This is a genomic window from Seohaeicola saemankumensis, from assembly GCF_042678485.1.
In the GTDB taxonomy this organism is placed as follows: domain Bacteria; phylum Pseudomonadota; class Alphaproteobacteria; order Rhodobacterales; family Rhodobacteraceae; genus Seohaeicola; species Seohaeicola saemankumensis.
On record NZ_JBHTKR010000006.1, the window covers coordinates 1 to 18,793 of the forward strand.

The 18,793-nt window shown below is 60.0% G+C and carries 17 protein-coding genes and 1 pseudogene; 7 read left to right on the forward strand and 11 right to left on the reverse strand.

From position 1 onward, the window contains the following. Positions 1–239: 239 nt before the first annotated feature. The gene (locus ACFQ3C_RS14760) at positions 240–707 is read right to left on the reverse strand and encodes a cupin domain-containing protein (protein WP_380793374.1); all 468 of its coding nucleotides are present in this window, start codon (positions 705–707) and stop codon (positions 240–242) included. A 94-nt stretch (positions 708–801) separates the two neighbouring features. Between ACFQ3C_RS14760 and ACFQ3C_RS14765 the strand changes: the two genes are divergently transcribed. Both ACFQ3C_RS14765 and ACFQ3C_RS14770 read left to right on the forward strand, forming a co-directional pair. After that, a complete protein-coding gene (locus ACFQ3C_RS14765) occupies positions 802–1,731 on the forward strand; it encodes a LysR family transcriptional regulator (protein ID WP_380793376.1) in 930 nt (309 codons plus the stop codon). A gap of 361 nt (positions 1,732–2,092) precedes the next feature. Beyond that, positions 2,093–2,854 carry an alpha/beta fold hydrolase gene (locus ACFQ3C_RS14770; RefSeq protein ID WP_380794105.1) on the forward strand — a complete coding sequence of 254 codons (762 nt, stop codon included), beginning with the start codon at positions 2,093–2,095 and terminating at the stop codon, positions 2,852–2,854. Between the two features lie 74 nt (positions 2,855–2,928). Here the strand turns inward: ACFQ3C_RS14770 and ACFQ3C_RS14775 are convergent, their stop codons facing one another. Further along, positions 2,929–3,888 (reverse strand): homocysteine S-methyltransferase family protein, encoded by a 960-nt coding sequence (locus tag ACFQ3C_RS14775; protein WP_380793378.1) that lies wholly within the window; start codon positions 3,886–3,888, stop codon positions 2,929–2,931. A gap of 351 nt (positions 3,889–4,239) precedes the next feature. Between ACFQ3C_RS14775 and ACFQ3C_RS14780 the strand changes: the two genes are divergently transcribed. The 3 genes from ACFQ3C_RS14780 (at position 4,240) to ACFQ3C_RS14790 (ending at position 6,067) form a co-directional block, all read left to right on the forward strand. Continuing rightward, the gene (locus tag ACFQ3C_RS14780) at positions 4,240–5,115 is read left to right on the forward strand and encodes a winged helix-turn-helix transcriptional regulator (RefSeq protein WP_380793380.1); all 876 of its coding nucleotides are present in this window, start codon (positions 4,240–4,242) and stop codon (positions 5,113–5,115) included. A gap of 197 nt (positions 5,116–5,312) precedes the next feature. After that, positions 5,313–5,951 (forward strand): SDR family NAD(P)-dependent oxidoreductase, encoded by a 639-nt coding sequence (locus ACFQ3C_RS14785; RefSeq protein ID WP_380793382.1) that lies wholly within the window; start codon positions 5,313–5,315, stop codon positions 5,949–5,951. Next, a complete protein-coding gene (locus ACFQ3C_RS14790; RefSeq protein WP_380793384.1) occupies positions 5,870–6,067 on the forward strand; it encodes an SDR family oxidoreductase in 198 nt (65 codons plus the stop codon). The genes ACFQ3C_RS14785 and ACFQ3C_RS14790 overlap by 82 nt, the downstream gene beginning before the upstream one ends. Positions 6,068–6,317: 250 nt before the next feature. On the opposite strand, the gene ACFQ3C_RS14795 is transcribed toward ACFQ3C_RS14790, so the two are convergent. The 3 genes and pseudogenes from ACFQ3C_RS14795 to ACFQ3C_RS14805 form a co-directional block, all read right to left on the reverse strand. After that, entirely contained in the window at positions 6,318–7,298 is a 981-nt protein-coding gene (locus tag ACFQ3C_RS14795; protein WP_380793386.1) for an NAD(P)H-dependent flavin oxidoreductase, read from the reverse strand. Positions 7,299–7,547: 249 nt separating this feature from the next. Beyond that, positions 7,548–7,700, reverse strand: a pseudogene (locus ACFQ3C_RS14800) (IS481 family transposase); the annotation flags it as partial. Positions 7,701–7,717: 17 nt separating this feature from the next. Then, complete coding sequence (locus ACFQ3C_RS14805) at positions 7,718–8,914, reverse strand: tyrosine-type recombinase/integrase (protein WP_380793388.1); 1,197 nt, start codon at positions 8,912–8,914, stop codon at positions 7,718–7,720. A 335-nt stretch (positions 8,915–9,249) separates the two neighbouring features. Here ACFQ3C_RS14805 and ACFQ3C_RS14810 point away from each other — a divergent pair, with 335 nt between their 5' ends. Both ACFQ3C_RS14810 and ACFQ3C_RS14815 read left to right on the forward strand, forming a co-directional pair. After that, the gene (locus ACFQ3C_RS14810) at positions 9,250–9,522 is read left to right on the forward strand and encodes a hypothetical protein (RefSeq protein WP_380793390.1); all 273 of its coding nucleotides are present in this window, start codon (positions 9,250–9,252) and stop codon (positions 9,520–9,522) included. A gap of 516 nt (positions 9,523–10,038) precedes the next feature. Further along, positions 10,039–11,184 (forward strand): Hint domain-containing protein, encoded by a 1,146-nt coding sequence (locus ACFQ3C_RS14815; protein WP_380793392.1) that lies wholly within the window; start codon positions 10,039–10,041, stop codon positions 11,182–11,184. 240 nt (positions 11,185–11,424) lie between these two features. Here ACFQ3C_RS14815 and ACFQ3C_RS14820 read toward each other — a convergent pair whose 3' ends face one another. The 6 genes from ACFQ3C_RS14820 to ACFQ3C_RS14845 form a co-directional block, all read right to left on the reverse strand. Further along, positions 11,425–12,048, reverse strand: coding sequence for a nucleotidyltransferase family protein (locus ACFQ3C_RS14820; RefSeq protein ID WP_380793394.1), 624 nt, complete (start codon positions 12,046–12,048; stop codon positions 11,425–11,427). Next, complete coding sequence (locus ACFQ3C_RS14825) at positions 12,026–14,434, reverse strand: GcvT family protein (protein ID WP_380793396.1); 2,409 nt, start codon at positions 14,432–14,434, stop codon at positions 12,026–12,028. Before ACFQ3C_RS14825 ends, ACFQ3C_RS14820 begins: the two co-directional genes overlap by 23 nt. Before the next feature lie 132 nt (positions 14,435–14,566). Next, positions 14,567–15,868 (reverse strand): HlyC/CorC family transporter, encoded by a 1,302-nt coding sequence (locus tag ACFQ3C_RS14830; RefSeq protein ID WP_380793398.1) that lies wholly within the window; start codon positions 15,866–15,868, stop codon positions 14,567–14,569. 90 nt (positions 15,869–15,958) lie between these two features. Further along, positions 15,959–16,891 carry a site-specific tyrosine recombinase XerD gene (locus ACFQ3C_RS14835; protein WP_380793400.1) on the reverse strand — a complete coding sequence of 311 codons (933 nt, stop codon included), beginning with the start codon at positions 16,889–16,891 and terminating at the stop codon, positions 15,959–15,961. 4 nt (positions 16,892–16,895) lie between these two features. After that, positions 16,896–18,530, reverse strand: a complete 1,635-nt coding sequence (locus tag ACFQ3C_RS14840; protein WP_380793402.1) for a hypothetical protein — start codon at positions 18,528–18,530, stop codon at positions 16,896–16,898. Between the two features lie 7 nt (positions 18,531–18,537). Then, a complete protein-coding gene (locus tag ACFQ3C_RS14845; protein WP_380793404.1) occupies positions 18,538–18,687 on the reverse strand; it encodes a hypothetical protein in 150 nt (49 codons plus the stop codon). Positions 18,688–18,793: the final 106 nt, after the last annotated feature.

Below are 18,793 nucleotides of genomic sequence, written 5' to 3' on the forward strand. Positions count from 1 at the left end.
TGTAATCCAGCCGACTTCGACCATGCCAAGACCCTCCGCATTCTCGTGAAGTTGATAATACGCTTCCTGCAAAGTCAAATACTTCGACCCAGTCGCTCCGGGCTCATTCCTGCCTTTCGCTGCAGTGCGGCCCATAGACACCTGCGCGGATATAAAGCCGGCTTTCTCATGTCTGGGTAGTACAGGTGCGGGCGCTGTTTGCGTCCCGCAGCTGTCGTGCTTGCGCTTTGCGGCAAGCGTCAAGCTGGTGCTTCGGCCGGAGCCACAAATGTCATGCCAACTTTCTCCGCGATGGATAACACTGAAGGAATATCCGGTTCGCTGGGTTCCGGCAGTTCGCTTTGGCCCTCGGGAAGGGGTTGTCCGATTTCAGTGAAAAACCTGTCGTGCATGTGTCCGGGCGCGTTGATGATCAAGAGGCGGGCCGGCTTGTCTCCGACAGCTTGGAATGCGTGAACGGCCCCATCGGGAATTGCGACGTGATCGCCTGGACCAGCCAGGATTTCCTTGCCATCGACCATGAAACCAATCTCCCCATCGATGACATAGAACGCCTCTGTCTCGCCTGCGTGGTGGTTCGGCGGCGCACCGGCCCCTACCGGGACAAGGCATTCGACAAAGCAGAACTTGTCCATCGTCTCGGACGGAAAAGCATGGAACTTCATGAGTATGTTCAGAACGTTATAGGTGCGAGGGCGATCCAGCATCTTGATCCTCCTTGGGCTGATCGTTGGAACTGATCGCAGGCTACTCGCACGCAGATAATCTGTTAAATCGATAGATTGTATGATATCAATTGGTATGGCGAATTTATCCAGTTTCGATCTAAACCTTCTGCGTGTGCTCGATGCGCTGCTGATTGAGCATTCCACCGTTAGGGCTGGTGCGCGTTTGGGCCTGTCCCAGCCAGCCGTATCCGGAGCGCTGAAAAGGCTTCGCCTGTCTCTCGGCGACGAGTTGTTCTTTCGGAGCGGACAGACGCTCGAAGCGACCGAGTTCGCCCTCTCGCTCAAAGAACCGCTTCAAGATATTCTGAGCCGTGTCGAAGCGCTGATCCGCGCACAGGATGCGTTCGTCCCTGCGACCGCAGAACACAGTTTCCGGATTTCGGGCAGCGACTTCTTTGCTGAAATGCTCCTGCCAGCATTGGCCGAGCATTTGGCAGCACATGCTCCTTCACTGCGTGTTCACCTCGTTGACCTTGTCCCAGACGACCGTGTTGGCACCTTGGCAAGCCACGACGTAGATTTTGTCTTGCTCCCTGAAACGCCTTTGCCCGACTGGGCAGAAGGCCAACCGGTATTCAGCTCATCCTTCTCTGTCATTGCCAGGAAGGCTCATCCAAGGACAACCGAGCTTGCGCCAGGCGATGTCATGCCGCTCGATCTTTTCTGCGACCTGGGGCATGTCCTGTTTTCGACCGAAGGCAAACCAAAAGGCCTTGGGGATGAGGCCCTTGCGCGGATAGGGCGCGCACGTAGTGTGGCAATGACCATGCCATTTTTCTCTGGAGTATACCGCGCCGTCGCTGGTTCGGACCTCATTGCCTTGCTTCCAACCGCGTTGGCACATCGCGTTGCCAATTCAGCAAATCTCAATGTGTTTGAGCCTCCGATCCCCGTAGATCCGGCCCGCTTGGTTCTGATCTGGCACCGTCGGTTTTCTGAGAGTCCGCCACACCTATGGTTGAGAAGCCGGATAGCTGAGCTGTTGCACCCCTTGAATGTTTGAAGGAGGCAATGACAGCAGAGCGCTCAAGTGTCGATTTCGGGCTCGAAGCTGCAGTTCGCTGCACGTAGCGCGAACGTCTGTTTGGGCCGACATCACCACTGACAGTTTGGGCGGGAAGCAGACCTTTGCTGCGTTACAGGCCAAGGTCAGCTTTGCGGACAAACCTGCCATTCGCTGCAATACGGCGGTTTGCACGAAGTTGTGGTTCACGAAAAGCCTCTGTCTGCCATCGTAGGTGACAATCGTGACACCTTGGATCATGATCTGGGTTCTAAGTGGCCTAGGGAGTGAAAGGATGCTGATCCAAGTAGATGGGATTGACGTCAACTTCGAGGAACGCGGCTTAGGGTGGCCGATCCTCATGCTTCATGGCGGGTATCTAGACCATCGACACATGATGGACGAAATGGAGCCTGCGTTCCAACACCACGACGGATGGCATCGGTTATACCCCGACCTTCCTGCCCATGGACACACTCCCACCCTACCAAGACCAATGACTTTCGACGCAATCTTGGAGCACGTGATCAGGTTCATGGACGCCGTCGTGCCTGGGCAGCGATTTGCGGTTGCGGGAATGTCGGCCGGCGGACACCTTGCACGGGGGCTTGCAGCCAAATCCCCGGACAGACTTCTCGGTGTATTCATCAATGCCGCCCCTTTTGTCATTGACTATGAAAGGCGAGATCTACCCGAACCTTCGACGATTTTCGAAGAAGATGGGTTCGCAGATAAGGCGGGAGACAGAACTGATACGCTACGATTTCTTCAGCCAGTGCGCGACACCGCTCTTGTTGAGTGGGACACCTTATGCCTTCGTCCCGCGTTGTCCCTGCTTGACGAGGCGGCTGCTTTGGAAAGCTGGCAACCTGAAAACTATGCTTTCAGTTTTAATCCGGACGAGTCGGGCGTGCCGTTCTCTGCCCCATCACTAATACTTGCAGGCAGGCAAGATACCGTTGCCGGATACCGCGACACATGGAAGTCTGTTGAACATTTTCCGAGAGCAACGTTCGCTACTCTGGACGGCTGCGGACACTTTATCGCGCCAGCCAAAAGAAACCTATTCAGATCGCTAATCATTGACTGGCTGGAACGCATGGAGCGTGATGGTGGCGGGTAGTGTCCGCTCTGGGTCGAGTGCCGTCCAGCATTCAATGACTCTTGAAGGTCTGCTATGCGGGACGTAGCAGACCTTCAAACGGCCGCAGTGTCGCATCGAACCTCACCCACTTGTCGCGCGATCTCGGCGATATGACGGCCATCCGTTCCACAACATCCGCCCCAGACTTTGATATGCGGGAACCGTCGCGCGATTTCGGCCATCTGGCCCCCTAGCTCTTTCGGATCACCGTCTTCAAGATGACCTAGTTTGCAAAGATCGAGTGTTTCCATGGCGACGGCGTTCGGCATGAAGCCGCCCAGCCGGTTGGTCCAATCGCCAGCGGTCAGGGCCGGCGCGAACTCGGTCGGGTGCGTGCAGTTTATCATGTAATAAGCTGGCGCATTATCGATTGCAGCGTCAACGGTGGCAATTGCCTCTTCGAGGGTCTCGCCCCCTTTCAACTTTCCACCTTTTGCGATGAAGAAAGAAATGACGACCGGCATGTCCTCGGCCTTTGCGGCTTTCGCAAGGCCAATCGCCTCTTCGACGCTTGAAAAAGTCAAAGCACTGACAAGATCAGCACCGGCCTTTTTGAAGGTCTGAATTTGCTCGGAGTGGTAATCCTCCGCTTCGGCGACATTCGGGGTCCGACCGACATTGTAGGCGTCCCCTCGTGGGCCAATTACGCCGCCGACGAGCATCGGCGTTTCAGGGCTTTCGTATTCCTTGGCGATGTCTCTGTAGAACTCGATGCCACGGATGTTGATTTCTTCGAGGGCCTCACGGGAAAATCCGATCAATTCTCCCCAGTCGCGGCTTGCACGGTAATGTAGGCCCTCGTTGATGACGCCGAAACCGTTTTCAACAGCCGCCTCAACCAGCTTACGCTGATAGTCGGTTAGGCACGCCAGACCGCGTTTATCGTTGACCAGCTCGAAGGCACAGAAGTGTCGCAGCTCGAACCCGTCGACATATTGAAGCCAGGTCTCGAACCCACCTCCGCAGGTCATGTTCTGACCGTTCAACTGTGGCAAACTGTCTGCTTGTGACATATTAATTTTCTCCCTTGTCGCTTTGGAAAATGCGTCCGAATATGGTTTTGCTCCCTTGGTCGCAGGCGGAGGAGCCATTCTGATGCAGCTTTTCATCATACCACGAAATGCCGCATCACGCCGTTCAGCGGCAACTGAGGATATAGAGGCCCGTTGCTGCATCGGCCGCGCAAGGTGCCTTCGTTAAGGGCCTAAAACTGTAGCGCTTTTCACCCTTGGGCCCGGCTGCAAACCAGCCAACGATACGGGTTGCGAGCGCCGCTACGACCAGTCTCAGGTCAGACGTTTTGGTAGCGTGGGACAGGTATTTCTGAGCATGTGCCATAGTAGTCTTTCTTCGTTTTGGCTTCGATGAATGAGATCGATAAACCAACCATGCCGCACGGCTTTGATCTGGGGATAGTGCAGGAATTGGAGCGATCCCAATACAACTTCTGTACTAGACCCGCTCCCTGCGTAGCCCTTAGCATCACAGGCGAGGAGGATGCCGTTGTGAAACAGAAACCGTATGGTCTGATTTGCCCCATCACGCGTGCCTGCGAATTGCTCGAACCGCGCTGGACAATTGCGATCCTTGTCGGGCTGTGGTCGGGTGCGACCAAATTCAATGAGCTGCGGCGGGAGGTTGGCAGTATTTCCCCGACGCTACTCTCGCGCCGACTGAAAGAGCTTGAGCAACTCGGCCTTGTGGAGCGCGTCTCGGACCCTGCGACAGGGTCTGTGGACTACCTCAGGACCGAAACAGCCATCGCACTAGAGCCTGCGTTGAAAGCCTTGGGAGAATGGGCTCAGTGCCATGTTGACGCAGAAACAGTTATGGATTCGGGCAGTTCGGCCAGCCTCATGTGGGACATGCGAAAATATTTTGTCGTCGATGAACTGCCAAGGCGGCGTGTCGTCCTGCAATTTCGGTTTTCAGATGAACCGTCGGAATATGACCGCTACTGGGTGGTCATCCAGCCGGGTGCCCCCGTCGAGGTATGCACGTCGATTCCTGGCTACGATGTCGATCTCTATGTCGAAACCAGCGTGATTTCGTTGCTTGGCATCTTCATGGGACGTTCGACATTCGAAAGAGAGGAAGATCTGGGAGAGCTTTACTTTAGTGGCGACAAGCTTTTGTCGAAAACAATCAACCGCTGGCTACGCCCACACAATTACGCATCTTTCGATGGGATCAAACAGCTACCCGCCGATAGGCGTCGCGCGAAGCAAGCTGTGGGATAAGGTTCGTATGCCGACTACGCCGGGCAGGAGAGAACTGCTGCCTGCTCTGACGATCACAGGCCCAATCTCAAAAAAAACGGACGTTTCGTGTCCGCAGATATGCAGCCAAAGGAACGCTAAGGATACACACCCGATGGTTAATGCCAGTGGCAGTTCCTTGCGCTTGTTGGTCTCAAACGCTGCAAGGGGGAAGTGGAATGGCGCAATTTTCGGGGAAGTCAGTGTTAATAACGGGCGCAAGCGGCGGTCTCGGGCAACAACTAGCCGTGGATTTTGCACGCGAAGGTGCAAAAGTTGCTCTCAACTATCTGAATTCCTGGAAGATGGCAGAAGAAACGGCTTCCCGGATTGAAGCGGAAGGCGGCGAAGCAATCACCTGCCGAGCGAACATTTCCTCTGCCAGCGAGGTTGCCGCCATGGTTGATCGTGTTGTGGCGGAACATGGCGGGGTGGATGTTCTGATAAACAACGCCGGTCTTAGCCTCGATGCTCCCTTTCTGGAATTGAGCGAGGACGCATGGGATAGCGTGGTTGCCGTCAACCTTAAAGGACCCTTTCTTGTGTCGCAGGCTGTCGGGCATCATATGGTGGCTGCCAAGTGCGGGCGTATAGTAAATATCTCGGCAACGTCAGCCCTGCAGGCCAGAGTTGGAAACGCTAATTATGCTGCTTCGAAGGCTGGTCTGAACATGTTGACCCAGTGCAGTGCATGGCAGTTGAACTTAGTCCGTATGTTAACGTCAACACTGTTGCTTTGGGGTTCGTGGACAGCGATTTGGTTCGTCGGTTGTTTTCAACTGATGAAATTGCACAAGTTGAAGCCAACGTTCCATTGAAAAGATTAACATCATATCAGGAGACCTCGTCCTTCGTTGTAATGCTGGCGTCGGACACAGCTTCTTTCGTGACTGGTCAGACTATTCCTTTCGATGGGGGAAGGGTCATGCGCTGAACCTCGGCAGGTGTCGTTCGTCCATTACCGTAGGACAGCTCATTCGCCGAACGGTTAGAAGTATGGATGATCAATGACCGCGATGGGCTCATAGCTGCCGTTCGCTGCGAATGTCATGAAGGTCCGCTATGGGCCGATAACGGAACTTCGCTGCAGTGTGAGCCAAGGTCAGCCGTTCGGACAATTGCTGCCGTTTCAAGTACAAGACTGAATGGCCGTTTTCCGACATCCAGAGCATCTCAACGAGATATCAGAAACTAATGATCTTCCGCGCTTCGTGGGCGATCTCATGAACGATATCTGCTGCCGGTTGCACCTTTTGAACCATTGATACGCCCTGACCGCACCACATCGAAAGAGCCTCGATATCGCCCGTCGTTCCCGTATTCGGTGTCGTGCACGCATAGCGGTCGAGTTCACCTCTGCCCGGTGTGCTCGCGACGATCGCCCCTTCCCCCGGTCGTTGTCCTTGTTTGGGGCGCCCTGCAGCTTCCCATGCTTTTGTTGTCGAATTTTGCAGGGCGCGATGGGGCGCATTGGGCCAGCCGCCATCGAAAAGGTCGTCGTAGTAGCCGGTGTCCGTCTCGCAGGCATCAATGAGCCGCGCAACGTAGTCCGGGTGAATGCACGTTTCCTTTGCGGACAGAAACCGCGTGCCAATCCATGCAGCGGATGCCCCCAGAGCCATCGCGGCAGCGAGGCCCCGTCCATCGGCAATTCCCCCTGCCGCAATGACCGGCGTTTCACCGACGGCATCCACGACTGTCGGCACAAGTGCCATGGTCGATACCGTTCCACGAACATGGCCGCCTGCCTCCCAGCCCTGCGCGCAGATGGCGTGTGCGCCGTGGTCGACCGCTTCCACCGCACTTTCGGAATCCCAGGCCGTAAAGATCACTTTCGCGCCGCCGGACCGGGCGTGGGCAATGAAATCTGGCGCCCGCCCCCAGAATAGTGAGATCACGGGCACGCCTTCTTCCAAGCAGGCGTCGAGTTGTTCCATGCTCGGAAAATCCATGTTCAGGTTCACACCAAAAGGCGCGTCAGTCAGGGCTTTAACCCGGCGAACAAAGTCCTTCACGTCTTTCGCATCACCACGCCAGAGGGGAGCCAATCCCAAACCTCCCGCGTTTGATACGGCCGCCACTAGCTCCGGTGTCGTCGCACCGCCCATCGGAGCGAGTACGATAGGAAGCTTGATATTGACAAGGTCGCAGAACCGCGTCGGCATTCGATATTCTCCTGTTTTCAGTGCCCTGAGAAGATTACATTTGATCCGGATTGCGCAAGCGAACCGACTGAAGGGTCGAGGCTCTGCCGAAGCAGACATTCGCGTTTTGCGTAGCATTCAGTAGTTTTGGGCTCTAAGGCGACCTTTGCTGCGTGGCTTTTGAAAGACCGCCTTATGCCGCGAGTGACGATGTACTGTTTTAGCCTCGCGAAGCGATACTTCGGAGCGGAGAAGGTCAGCAACACCGGACTAGGTGTTCAGTCCCGGCATTTGGTGGATCGAATTTAGGATGAATCGATCAGGCTCTGAAGTCCATATCTTGCAGATGTATTCGTGAGGCGTCAGCCCGCTGAGAGTTTTGAGCCTGCGGGCAAAGTTGTAGGCTGCCATGAAGTCGGCAATCTGCATCGCAGCGACCTTCATCTTTTGGTTATTGGTGCTGACCCTAATTTTTTGACCGACAGAACATAGCCCGTCCAATCTTCCATTACCTTTCGTCTTTGTTCCAAAAGATCTGAACGTGCATATGACCGCTCAACGATACCTCCGATACGATGGCCCAACGTCATTTCAGCAACCTCGTAGGAGCACGCATTGGTATCCTGGACCCAAGTTCTGAAGGATGTCCTGAACCCGTGAGGGGTTCCTCCGACATCCATGACACGCAATGTTTTCTCGACGGCGACATTGGATATCGGGGATCCACTGCGGTAGCCGGGGAAAAGAAGATCCATCCCCATTTCTTTGCGTTGGAGCGCCATGTCGATCAGGGTTGGAACCAGCGGGACACGGAAGTCTGTGACCTTGCCTTTCTGTCCCTTGATCCTGTCGGCGGGGACTGTCCAGGTTGCGGTCTCGAAGTCGATCTCCGAGACACGGGCAGCCCGAGCTGCTTCCATGCGGACGCAGGTCAGGATGATCCAGCGGTTGCAGTCTCCTCCGACTGTCTTTGGGAGACGGGCATACAATTCGGGAATGTGCTGCCACTCGACTGAGGCCATATGTTGGACCTCATGGTGAACCACTCCAAGCGTTTCTCTGGCGGATTCAGTAAGGAAGGGATCTGTGGGGAAGCCCATGAGCTTGGCAGAGCGCAGGACAATTCTGGTTCTCTGGATTGCCTTCTCTGCGGTGGGGGGCTTGGTCTTCCAGATTGGCTTGAGGGCATCGACCACATCACGCTGGGTGATCTGGGAGGCACGCTTCTTGCCGAAGGCGGGGATCATGTAGAGATCGAGAGGACTGCGCCATCTGCCTCTGGCTCCATCCCCACGAAGCGAAGCCTTCTTGGCCTCGAAGACGATATCGACAAGTTCCGAGAATGTAGGGTCATCCCGTTTGCTCTCTTCAAGCCTCTCGGCTTTCTGTGCATCCCGGACATCTATGGGATCCTGCCCGGAGGCGAGGACCGTGGCCCAGGTGTCCCTGATCTTCCTGGCTTCGGCCAGGGTGACGATGGGCCAGTTGCCCAAACCCATCTCTCTGCGTTTACCGAGGTGGGAGTAGCGATAGACCCACTTGCCGGACTTTCCCTTCTTGACGAGAATGAGCCCTCTGCCATCCTGTAGCTTGCTGTCGGGAGCTTTCTGAATGGTGGCGTTGAAGAGCTTGCTCATCGAGTCGGTCCCCCAGCTGGTCCCCCAAGTGTCCTTGGGATCGCTATATCCTAGATGGTACGACATGAGACAAGTGAGCAGGTGTAAAAACCTGCAAATACTTGTAAATAAAGGGGTTTGGGGACGGGATGGGAGAAGATGGGACAGGAGGTCTATTCAGACCACCCGCACCATGGGCAGCGTGGACCGGCCTGGCGCCTGACGCCTGGCGGTGTTCCTGTAAGGCCTGTGCCGCACAAGGCCGGGCGGGCATCAATCCGGCAGGCATCAATCCGGGGCCGTAACCGCAAGATCGGGTCATGAACCTGGCCCCCTGACATGTGCCGCGGATCACCATGCTTCGACAGGTATCCGCGAATCGTTTTGCGCCTGTTCGGACCAACGATCCGCCATTGGATGCAATCGCTGACACCGCAGCCCATTGCACTGAAAGCGCGAACAATTGCCCTGGGGCAGGTGATCATGAAAACGTCATGATTGGGCGCGCGACCCAGGCTTGGCCTTGTTCCGCATATGGAAACGATACTTTGCGGCTGAAAGTCGAAAATATTGAAAAAAATCAAGTCATGATGCGATTTAGACCATTTCAGCGTTTAGATAGTGCCTGAACTGTTGCCAATTCTAAATTAAATTTTGGGGGCGATGCGGCCCTGCAGGCCAAATGTGGCGAAACTCTGGCTTTTCTTGGTTAAACTTTTGTTGGTGCTTTCAGGGCGTTGCGCTATCCACGGTGAAGACCCGCTGAGGGTGCAAGTCGATTGGACAAGAGGCGACTGCTGACCTGAACCGACCCATCAGGGTCGCAAGGCAAAGCTGTCCCAACCGTTGCTGAAGCCGGCCTGTTCCTGGTTGATGCTTGTCGAAAAACGGCTTGGGCCGGTGCGCTTTTGGCAGGTCCGGCCCCTTGCGTCCTGCCGCTCAGGCTGCGGCGCAAACGCGGGTGTCACGGTGCTGTTCCTGTCAGGGGACAGGCCAGTTGCAGATGTCGTGTCGGTGTCTGCCCCGTCGCGGCAGAGGAGCAAGGTTATGAACGTTGGAATTTCCAAGACTGTGACGACCGCTGCATCGCAACAACTGCATCGCGAGGTTCGGAAATGACTGTTTCGGGCACGAACGGAAACGATTTGATCAATACCGGTTACAACGGCGACCCCGAGGGGGACCGGATCGATGCCGGTGATGCCAGCCTTCCGGGCGCGCAGGGTGATGACGACCTGGTTCTGGCTGGAAATGGGAAAGATACCGTCTTTGCCGGGGCCGGCAATGACGAGATCCACGGTGGCAATGGCGATGACAAGCTATATGGCGAGACCGGCGACGATCTGATCTTTGGCGACAACGGCGATGATGTTCTGTCTGGCGGCAAGGGCAATGATACGCTGGACGGCGGCAACGGCTCCGACGTTCTGTACGGGGGATCGGGTAACGACCTGATGACAGGTGGCCAGGGGCCCGATGCGCTATACGGAGGCGCTGACCGCGACACATTCACGGGGATCACCGTCGGCGACAGGATCGACGGCGGCGAGTGTGGCGATGATTTCGACACGCTTGACCTGCGCGGCAGCGGTCCGCTGATCATATCCTATGACGCGCATGACCCGGAAAAAGGCACGATCACCTTTCTGGATGGCAACGGCAAGAGCATCGGCACCGCGAGTTTCACCGAGATCGAGAATGTCATCCCCTGCTTCACGCCCGAAACCGCCATTGCCACGATGCGCGGCGAGCGCCTGGTCAGGGAGTTGCGGCCAGGCGACAAGATCATCACCCGCGACAATGGATTTCAGGAAATCCGCTGGATCGGAACCACGACCTTGCATGCGGCCGATCTGATCCGTGCGCCGCATTTGCGGCCGATCCTGATCAGGCGCGGTGCGCTGGGTGACAACCTTCCCGAACGGGACATGATGGTCAGCCCGAACCATCGGATACTGGTCGGCAATGACAAGACCAGGCTGTATTTCGATGAAAGCGAAGTGCTGGTCGCGGCCAAGCACATGACCGGAACAGCCGGCGTGTCCGAGGTCGAGGTTCCGAAGATCACCTATACCCATTTCATGTTCGACCGGCATGAGGTTGTGCTGGCCAACGGGTGCTGGACCGAAAGTTTCCAGCCCGGCGATCACACGTTGCGCGGGATAGGCAATGCACAGCGCACCGAGATCCTGGAGCTTTTCCCGGAACTCAAGACGACACGGGGGCTGGCCGGCTATCACGCGGCCCGCACCACGCTCAAGCGCCACGAGGTCAGCCTCCTGACACGCTGAGAGCCACGGTTGCAGCTGCCCGGACCGTCTTTGTGATGGTACGGGCTTGACGGAGAGGGGGCAGGGGGCTGCGCCTTCTCCGAAAAACACGATTGGCCCGCAGGACAGGCGTCTTGCGGGCCATGTCATGTGAACCGAACGCCTCCGATCTCCGATCGTCATGCCGATCCGCCCGCGCGGCTGCCACCCGCCCGCGCCGCTGATCATGCGGCGGCGCGTGCGCGTGTTTGGCTGCTACCGCTACTGGCGCGCGCGCCAGCCGGCCCAATCCTCTGGCGTGTCCAGATCGGTGGTGGCGTGCCGGTCGGGCAGAGGAATGTGCAGAACCCTGTCGGCATGTCTGTGCAGGACATCCCGTGCCCCGCCATCACCCTGCACAGTGGCAAGTTCAGGGAACAGATCGGCGGGAAAGACCACCGGATGTCCGGGCTTTGCGTCATCATCTGTCGCGCGCAGGATCGCCGCGGGATGGGCGCTGTGCATGGCCTGCATCATGGCCAGGTCATTGGCGGTCAATTCGGGCAGATCGGCAGGCAGGATCATTGCGGCGGTTGTCTGATCCGGCAAGGCCGTGATCCCGGCCCGGATCGAGGCGCCCATGCCTTCCGCCGCATCCCTGACAAACACAGGGGTCACCGCCAATCCCGCCAGGCAGGCGGCACGGGGATGATCCGGCGCGGGCAGGGTGCACAGCACCGGACCCCGCGCCACGGACAAGGCGCGTTCCAGCAGGACCCGCAACAGGGGCTGGCCCGCGACCTCTTCCAGCAGCTTGTCGCCGCCCCGCATCCGGGCGGACGCACCTGCCGCAAGGATCAGGATCGCGCAGCCGGTCAAGCCCTTACCCCCGCATCCTTGCGCCATCCGCATCGAAAAGCGGGGTGGTGATCAGACGCGCGGGGCGCATCTGGCCCATGATCTCGATCTCGACCTCCAGCCCCGCCGCGGCGCGATCGGTCGGCACGAACCCCAGCGCGATCGACTTGCCCGCATGGTGGGCATAGCCGCCCGAGGTGCAGAAGCCCTGCACCTTGCCATCCAGCCAGATCGGCTCATAGGCGACGACATCCGCATCCAGCGCATCGACCTCGAAGGCGCAAAGCTTGCGTTTTGCACCGCGTTCACGTTCCTGTTCAGCCGCCGCACGGCCGATGAAATCCACGTTCTTCCGGAACGAGATGAAACGGTCCAGCCCGGTTTCCGCCGCCGTGTAATCGGGCGAAAACTCGTTCAGCCAGCTGCCGAAGAACTTGTCCAGACGCAGGCTCATCATCGCGCGCATGCCGAAGGGTTTCATGCCATGTTTCTGGCCTTCCTCCCACAGAACGGACCAGAGCGCGCGCTGCGCCATCGGATCGCAATAGATCTCATATCCCAGATCCCCGGTGTAGCTGACGCGCTGCACGGTGCAATCGGCCATGCCCACGGTCATCGGGCGCACATCCATGAAGGCCATGTCGCCGATATCGGTGCGCGTGCAGGCGGCCAGCACATCGCGCGCCTTTGGCCCCGCGATCTGGAACCCGGTCAGGCGGTCGCTGATATTCTCGACCCGGACACCCGCATCCGCATTCTGTTCGAACCAGCGCGTGTGATAGGCCTGCGCGCCATAGCTGGCGGTCAGCTGGAACCGGTCTTCGGCCAGGCAGGACACGGTGAAATCCCCGATCAGCCGCCCCTTGGGCGACAGCATCGGCGTCAGGCTCAGGCGTCCCGGCTGCGGGATGCGGCCTGCCATGATCCGGTCAAGCCAGGCGCGCGCGCCCGTGCCGGTCACAAGGTATTTGCCGAAATTCTGCACCTCGTTGATGCCCACACCCTCGCGCACGGCCTTGACCTCGCGCGCGGTGGCCGCGAAGGCGTTGGAGCGGCGGAAGCTGGGGGTCTCATAGCGCGGCTCGTCGCCTTGGGCGAAGTAGTTGACCACCTCCAGCCCGTATTGCGCGCCCCAGACGGCGCCCATCTTGTCGAAGACGTCATACATGGGTGTGGTGCGGAACGGGCGCGCGGCCGGCAGTTCTTCGTTCGGGTAGCTGATCGAAAACCGCTTCTGATAGTTCTCGATCACCTTGGGGCGGGTATAGCCCGGCGTGGTCCAGTTGCCGAACCGCGCGCAATCCATGGCGAAGGTGTCGCGCTCGGTCTCGCCCTCGATCATCCATTGCGCCAGCATCAGGCCGACACCGCCACCCTGGCTGAAGCCTGCCATGACGGCACAGGCCGACCAGTAGTTACGCATGCCCGGCACCGGCCCGACCAGCGGGTTGCCATCGGGGGCAAAGGTGAAGGGGCCGTGGATCACGGTCTTGACGCCCGCGCGTTCCAGGATCGGAAAGCGGCGATAGGCGAAAGCGATGCTGTCCTCGATCTTGTCCAGGTTGTCGGGCAGCAGCTCATGCCCGAAGGTCCAGGGCGTGCCATCCACGGCCCAGGGGCGGCAGGGCTGTTCGTAGAACCCGATGCACAGCCCGCGCCCTTCCTGGCGCAGATAGCTTTCGCCGGCCGGGTCCATCACATGCGGATGCTCGGTCGCGCGCTCGTAGATTTCGGGCAGATCATCGGTGACGATATACTGGTGCTCCATCGGGTGCAGCGGGAAATAGACGCCCGCCATGGCCCCCACTTCGCGCGCCCACAGACCGCCGGCGTTCACCACGTGTTCTGCATGGATCGTGCCCTTTTCGGTCACCACGTCCCAGGTGCCATCCGGGCGCTGGTTCGTCTCGATCACCTTGCAATGGGTCTCGATCGTGGCGCCGCCCATCTTGGCCGCGCGGGCATAGGCATGGGTGGTGCCCGAAGGGTCAAGATGCCCGTCAAGCGGATCGTAGAGGCCACCCACGATGCCATCCAGATTGGTGATCGGCGCGATCTTCGCGATCTCCTCGGGGCTTACGATCTCGGTCTCCAGGCCCATGTAGCGATGCTTGGCCCGTTCCGCGACCAGCATGTCGAAGCGTTCGCGATTATCGGCCAGGGTGACGCCACCCACGTGATGCAGGCCGCAGGACATGCCGGTGATCGCCTCAAGCTCCTTGTACAGGCGGATCGTATAGCCTTGCAGCGCCGCCATGTTGGTATCGCCGTTCAGCGTGTGAAAACCGCCCGCCGCATGCCAGGTGCTGCCCGATGTCAGTTCGGAGCGTTCGATCAGCATCACATCCGACCAGCCCAGCTTGGTCAGGTGATAAAGGACCGAACAGCCGACAACGCCGCCGCCGATCACGGCTACTCTGGTGGTGGTCTTCATGAAAGCATCCCCTGCTGATTTGCCGTCAGAGTTTGCCGGGCGCGGCAAAAGGGCAAGCAGGAACCCGACATTTTTCTGTCGTAAAAATCACCGCAGGGACAAGCCCGCCCCAAAGCGCGCGGCTTTCGCGGCTTAAAGCGGGCGGATCTTCAGCTTGGTGATGCGGTTGGCCTTGCGGCCCGTCACCTCGAAGCGGAACCCGTGAAAGCTGAAGACCTGACCCACGGCGGGAATCATCTGCGCCTCGTAGATCACCAGACCCGCCACGGTATTGGCCTCGTCATCGGGCAGGTTCCAGTCCATCGCGCGGTTCAGGTCGCGGATCGTCGTCGCGCCATCCACGCTGAAATGGCCATCCTTCAGCTTCTGCACCGCGTGTTCGGCGGCGGTGTCGAATTCGTCGGTGATCTCGCCCACGATTTCTTCCAGAATGTCTTCCAGCGTGATCAGGCCCTCAAGGCTGCCGTATTCATCCACCACCATCGCGAAATGGGTGCGGCGGCGCAGGAACTGGCGCATCTGGTCGTCCAGGGTCGTGGTGTCGGGGATGAAATAGGGCGGGCGCACCACGTCGAGGATCTTGAAATCCTTCAGCCCGTTGGGCGAGGGGGCAGGGCCGAACATCATCTTGTGCATCGCGCGCAGCAGATCCTTGGCATGGATCACGCCCACGATATTGTCGGGATCGCCCTGGTAGACCGGCAGTCGCGTATGGGCGCTGTCCAGCAATTGCTGCAACAGATCCTCGGGATCGCTTTCGGCATCCAGCATCTCGATCCGGCTGCGATGCAGCATGATCTCTTCGACCGTGCGCTCGCCCAGGTCCAGCGCGCCCAGGATCCGGTCCCGGTCCTCTTTCTGCACCACGCCTTCGGACTGGCCCAGATATAGCGCGCCCGCGATTTCCTCGCGCACGGCCAGGATATGGCTGTCGGGGTCGGTCTTGACCCCGAAAAGGCGCAGCACGCCGCGCACCAGCAGGCGCACCGCGCTGACCACCGGCGAGAACAGTTTGACCACCAGCTGGATCGGTGCCGACACCTTGGCGGCCGCCGTTTCGGCATTGGTGATCGCATAGGTCTTGGGCAGCACTTCCGCGAAGATCAGCACCAGCAAGGTCATCACCAGCGTGGCCACGGCCACACCGCTTTCCCCAAAGAGCCGCGTCAGCAGCGCCGTCGCCAGCGATGTGGCCAGGATATTGACCAGGTTGTTGCCCAGTAGCACCGACCCGATCAGCCGTTCGTTGTCCTCGGTGATCACCAGCGCGCGGGCCGCCCCCTTGGAACCCTTGTCGGCCTGCGCGCGCAATTTGCCGCGCGACGCGGCCGTCAGCGCGGTTTCACTGCCCGAAAAGAAGGCCGACATCACCAGCAACAGACCGATGCCACAGGCGGTGATCCAGAAAGCGGCGTCGAGTACCGAGGTATCCATCAAAAAAACTTCCCTGAGAGGTTCACAGCGTTATGGGGAGCAAGCGGCCCATGTTCAAGGGGCCGACATGCACGAGGCGGGCCAGCATCCTCAATCGCGGGCCAGCGGATGATGCTCCAGGACCAGCGCGCTCAGGCGTTCGTCCAGCACATGGGTGTAGATTTCTGTCGTGGCCACATCCGCATGCCCCAGCAAGGTCTGGATGGCGCGCAGATCCGCCCCGTTGGCCAGAAGATGCGTGGCGAAGGCATGCCGCAGCGTATGTGGCGTGACCTTGCCCGGTGACAGCCCGGCATGCACGGCCATGTCCTTGATCAGCTGATAGAAGCGGTGCCGCGTCAGATGGCCCGATCGCCCCGACGCGGGAAACAGATGCCGCGATGCGGGCTTGCCCTTGGCGCGGGCTGCCTCCTGCGCGGTGTCGCGCAGGCCCAGCCATGCGGTCAGCGCGGCACGGGCAGGGGGCGACAGCGGCACCATCCGTTCCTTGCCACCCTTGCCCAGGATCAGCAGCATCCGAGGATCGCCCCGCGCCGCCGAGACCGGCAGCGAGACAAGCTCGCTGACCCGCATCCCCGTGGCATACAGCAACTCCATCAGGCAGGTGTTGCGTACCCGGTCCTCGCGGCGCTGGCCCATCTCGCGGGCGGCGGCCAGAAGGCGATCGACCTCTTCGATGCTCAGGATCTTGGGCAGGCGCTGGTCGCGCCCCGGTCCGGTGATCTGGATGGCCGGATTGTCGGTGCGCCAGCCTTCCTCGAAAGCAAAGCGGTAAAGCTGCCGGATCGCCGACAGCCGCCGCGCCCGGGTGGATTTCGCCAGACCCTGCGCGTCGCAATGAATCAGATAGGCCTCGACATCGTCGCGGCTGGCAGAGGCGAAATCGGATCGCCCGTCAAGCCAGTCGGCAAAATCCTTCAGGTCGCGCCCATAGGCCAGCAGCGTGTTGGTGGCCGCCCCGAGTTCGGCGGCCTGCGCCTCCAGAAAGGTCGAGATCCAGCGTGCGCTGTCATGTCCGGTCATCCCCTCAACTCCGCGGTCCCATCAGGATCAGTTGCAGGGCGGCGCGCCGCGCGGTATCTTCCAGCCCGACCGCGCGCAGCGTGGCAAGCCCGCCCGCCAGGTCCACCAGCTCGCCCTCGGTGGCGCGCTGGATCATCCGGATGGTCTGCAGGATCGCCTCGCCCAGCCGTTGCGCGCGCAGCAGCTCGACCTGGGCCGGGGGCGGTGTCGTTGCGGCGAAACCCTCGCGGATGGCGGCTTGCAGCGGCCCTTCGGGTTGCATCCGGTCCGCCTGGCCGCGCGCGACCGCGGTTGCGAATGCCATGTCGGGATGCCTGTCACCCCTGGCAATGGCGGCCGCTTCGTAATCGGGGCCCAGCAAGGCAATCCGGTAGGAAAGCTGGTCCGCGGACCCTGCCAGCGCAATCCGTTCCAGCGCGGGGCTGTAAAGACTGGCAAAGGCCACGCCCAGATCCGCAGCCCCCATGGCCGCCCAGACAACCGGCAGGCTGGCCCCGACCGCGCCGGCATCGCCCGACCGGATCGCCGCGTCAAAGCGCTGCACGGCCTCGACGCGGTCCCACACCCCTCCCGAGGCGGCAGGCTTGCGTTCGGAATAAAGCCCCAGCAGCCGGTTCGGCGCAAGCGCGCCCGAGCTGGCCAGCCGCTCTGCCGCCTCGATCTGCGCGCGCCAGCCCGCCGTATCGCGCAGATCGGCGACGGCAAAGGCCCGCGGCAGCGGCGCGGTGATCAAAGGCTCTCCCAGGGCCTCATAAAGCCGGAACACCAGCGGGCTGGGTCTGACCGGCGCACGCGGCAGGGGCGTATCTTCCAGCAACTCAGGGTCCATGAAACGCGCCAGCAGATCGGCCTCGGTCTCGGGCATGGCGTCAAGCGCGCGGGCCGTGTCCAGCATCAGCATGGCCCCGTCCCAATCGCCCCGCCGCGCGCTGCAAAAGACCTGCGCGCCATAGGATGGCGACAGATGCGGCGCGCGCATCAGCGCGGCACAGGCGGTATCCTCGGCCCCGGTCAGCATGGTGGCGTCGAACCAGCGCGAAAACAGCGCCGGGTTCTCGGGTCCGGCCCGTTCCAGCAGCGCCTGCGCCGGTTCGACCGCCCCCAGCCGCATCAGCGCATCGACGCGGGCCTGCAGTAGAAGACTGTCACGCCCCGCATCCGGTGGGGCATCGGCCTCGGCCAGAAGCAGCGTGTAAAGCAGCCCCTGGATCGCGGGCAGTCCCAGCCGCCCCGGCTGGCTGATCAGATCAGCAAGATCGGCCGTAAGGCTGCCCTGCCACAGCGACAGCGGCAGGCCGGATACCGCACTGGGCAGCAGGCCCACCGCGTCCAGACCGGCCTGTTCAAGCGGGGTGACCGTGACATCGGGGCTCTGCGCGCTGTTGACCACGGGTGGCTCTGCCAGCGGGGCCAGGCCTTGTGGCGGCAGCCGTAGGGCGCCCTCGGGAAAGGCGGGGGCGGCCAGACCGCGCCCCCGATCCAGCCAGTCGATCGCCGACAGCGGTTGCGCGACCGGCTGGCTCAGGACGCTCAGTGCCGACAAGGGGGTGTCTTGCGCCGCGGCGCATAAGGGCCAGGCCAAAGCGCCGGCCAGGGCCGCTGTCGTGACAGAAGCCCGGATATTCCGAAATCCGGCCATGGTCCGGTCAATCGGCATCAAGCGTGACCGTGGACCGGATCTCCTGCTGGGGGCGCGAGAAATCTTCGCCAAGATGGGGTCCGACATAGGCGTAAATGACAACACCGATTGCTCCAAGGGCAATGAGATAAAACAGATATTTCAAAATACGTTTCATGATGTCCTGCCTGTCAGCCTCTGTGCGCGGGCCTGTTGATTGCAAGTTATAACTGGCATTTTCCGCAAGATCACGTCATTCAGGCGTCAAACATTAAAAAACGGCA

Bases quoted from the DNA above. Each gene is read 5' to 3' on its own strand.
- ACFQ3C_RS14810 (WP_380793390.1), top strand. From the start codon at position 9,250: ATGCTTCGACAGGTATCCGCGAATCGTTTTGCGCCTGTTCGGACCAAC.
- ACFQ3C_RS14775 (WP_380793378.1), bottom strand. From the start codon at position 3,888: ATGTCACAAGCAGACAGTTTGCCACAGTTGAACGGTCAGAACATGACC.
- ACFQ3C_RS14760 (WP_380793374.1), bottom strand. From the start codon at position 707: ATGCTGGATCGCCCTCGCACCTATAACGTTCTGAACATACTCATGAAG.
- ACFQ3C_RS14785 (WP_380793382.1), top strand. From the start codon at position 5,313: ATGGCGCAATTTTCGGGGAAGTCAGTGTTAATAACGGGCGCAAGCGGC.
- ACFQ3C_RS14825 (WP_380793396.1), bottom strand. From the start codon at position 14,434: ATGAAGACCACCACCAGAGTAGCCGTGATCGGCGGCGGCGTTGTCGGC.
- ACFQ3C_RS14770 (WP_380794105.1), top strand. From the start codon at position 2,093: ATGCTTCATGGCGGGTATCTAGACCATCGACACATGATGGACGAAATG.
- ACFQ3C_RS14830 (WP_380793398.1), bottom strand. From the start codon at position 15,868: ATGGATACCTCGGTACTCGACGCCGCTTTCTGGATCACCGCCTGTGGC.
- ACFQ3C_RS14805 (WP_380793388.1), bottom strand. From the start codon at position 8,914: ATGAGCAAGCTCTTCAACGCCACCATTCAGAAAGCTCCCGACAGCAAG.
- ACFQ3C_RS14795 (WP_380793386.1), bottom strand. From the start codon at position 7,298: ATGCCGACGCGGTTCTGCGACCTTGTCAATATCAAGCTTCCTATCGTA.
- ACFQ3C_RS14845 (WP_380793404.1), bottom strand. From the start codon at position 18,687: ATGAAACGTATTTTGAAATATCTGTTTTATCTCATTGCCCTTGGAGCA.
- ACFQ3C_RS14820 (WP_380793394.1), bottom strand. From the start codon at position 12,048: ATGGCGCAAGGATGCGGGGGTAAGGGCTTGACCGGCTGCGCGATCCTG.
- ACFQ3C_RS14840 (WP_380793402.1), bottom strand. From the start codon at position 18,530: ATGGCCGGATTTCGGAATATCCGGGCTTCTGTCACGACAGCGGCCCTG.
- ACFQ3C_RS14765 (WP_380793376.1), top strand. From the start codon at position 802: ATGGCGAATTTATCCAGTTTCGATCTAAACCTTCTGCGTGTGCTCGAT.
- ACFQ3C_RS14835 (WP_380793400.1), bottom strand. From the start codon at position 16,891: ATGACCGGACATGACAGCGCACGCTGGATCTCGACCTTTCTGGAGGCG.
- ACFQ3C_RS14780 (WP_380793380.1), top strand. From the start codon at position 4,240: ATGAATGAGATCGATAAACCAACCATGCCGCACGGCTTTGATCTGGGG.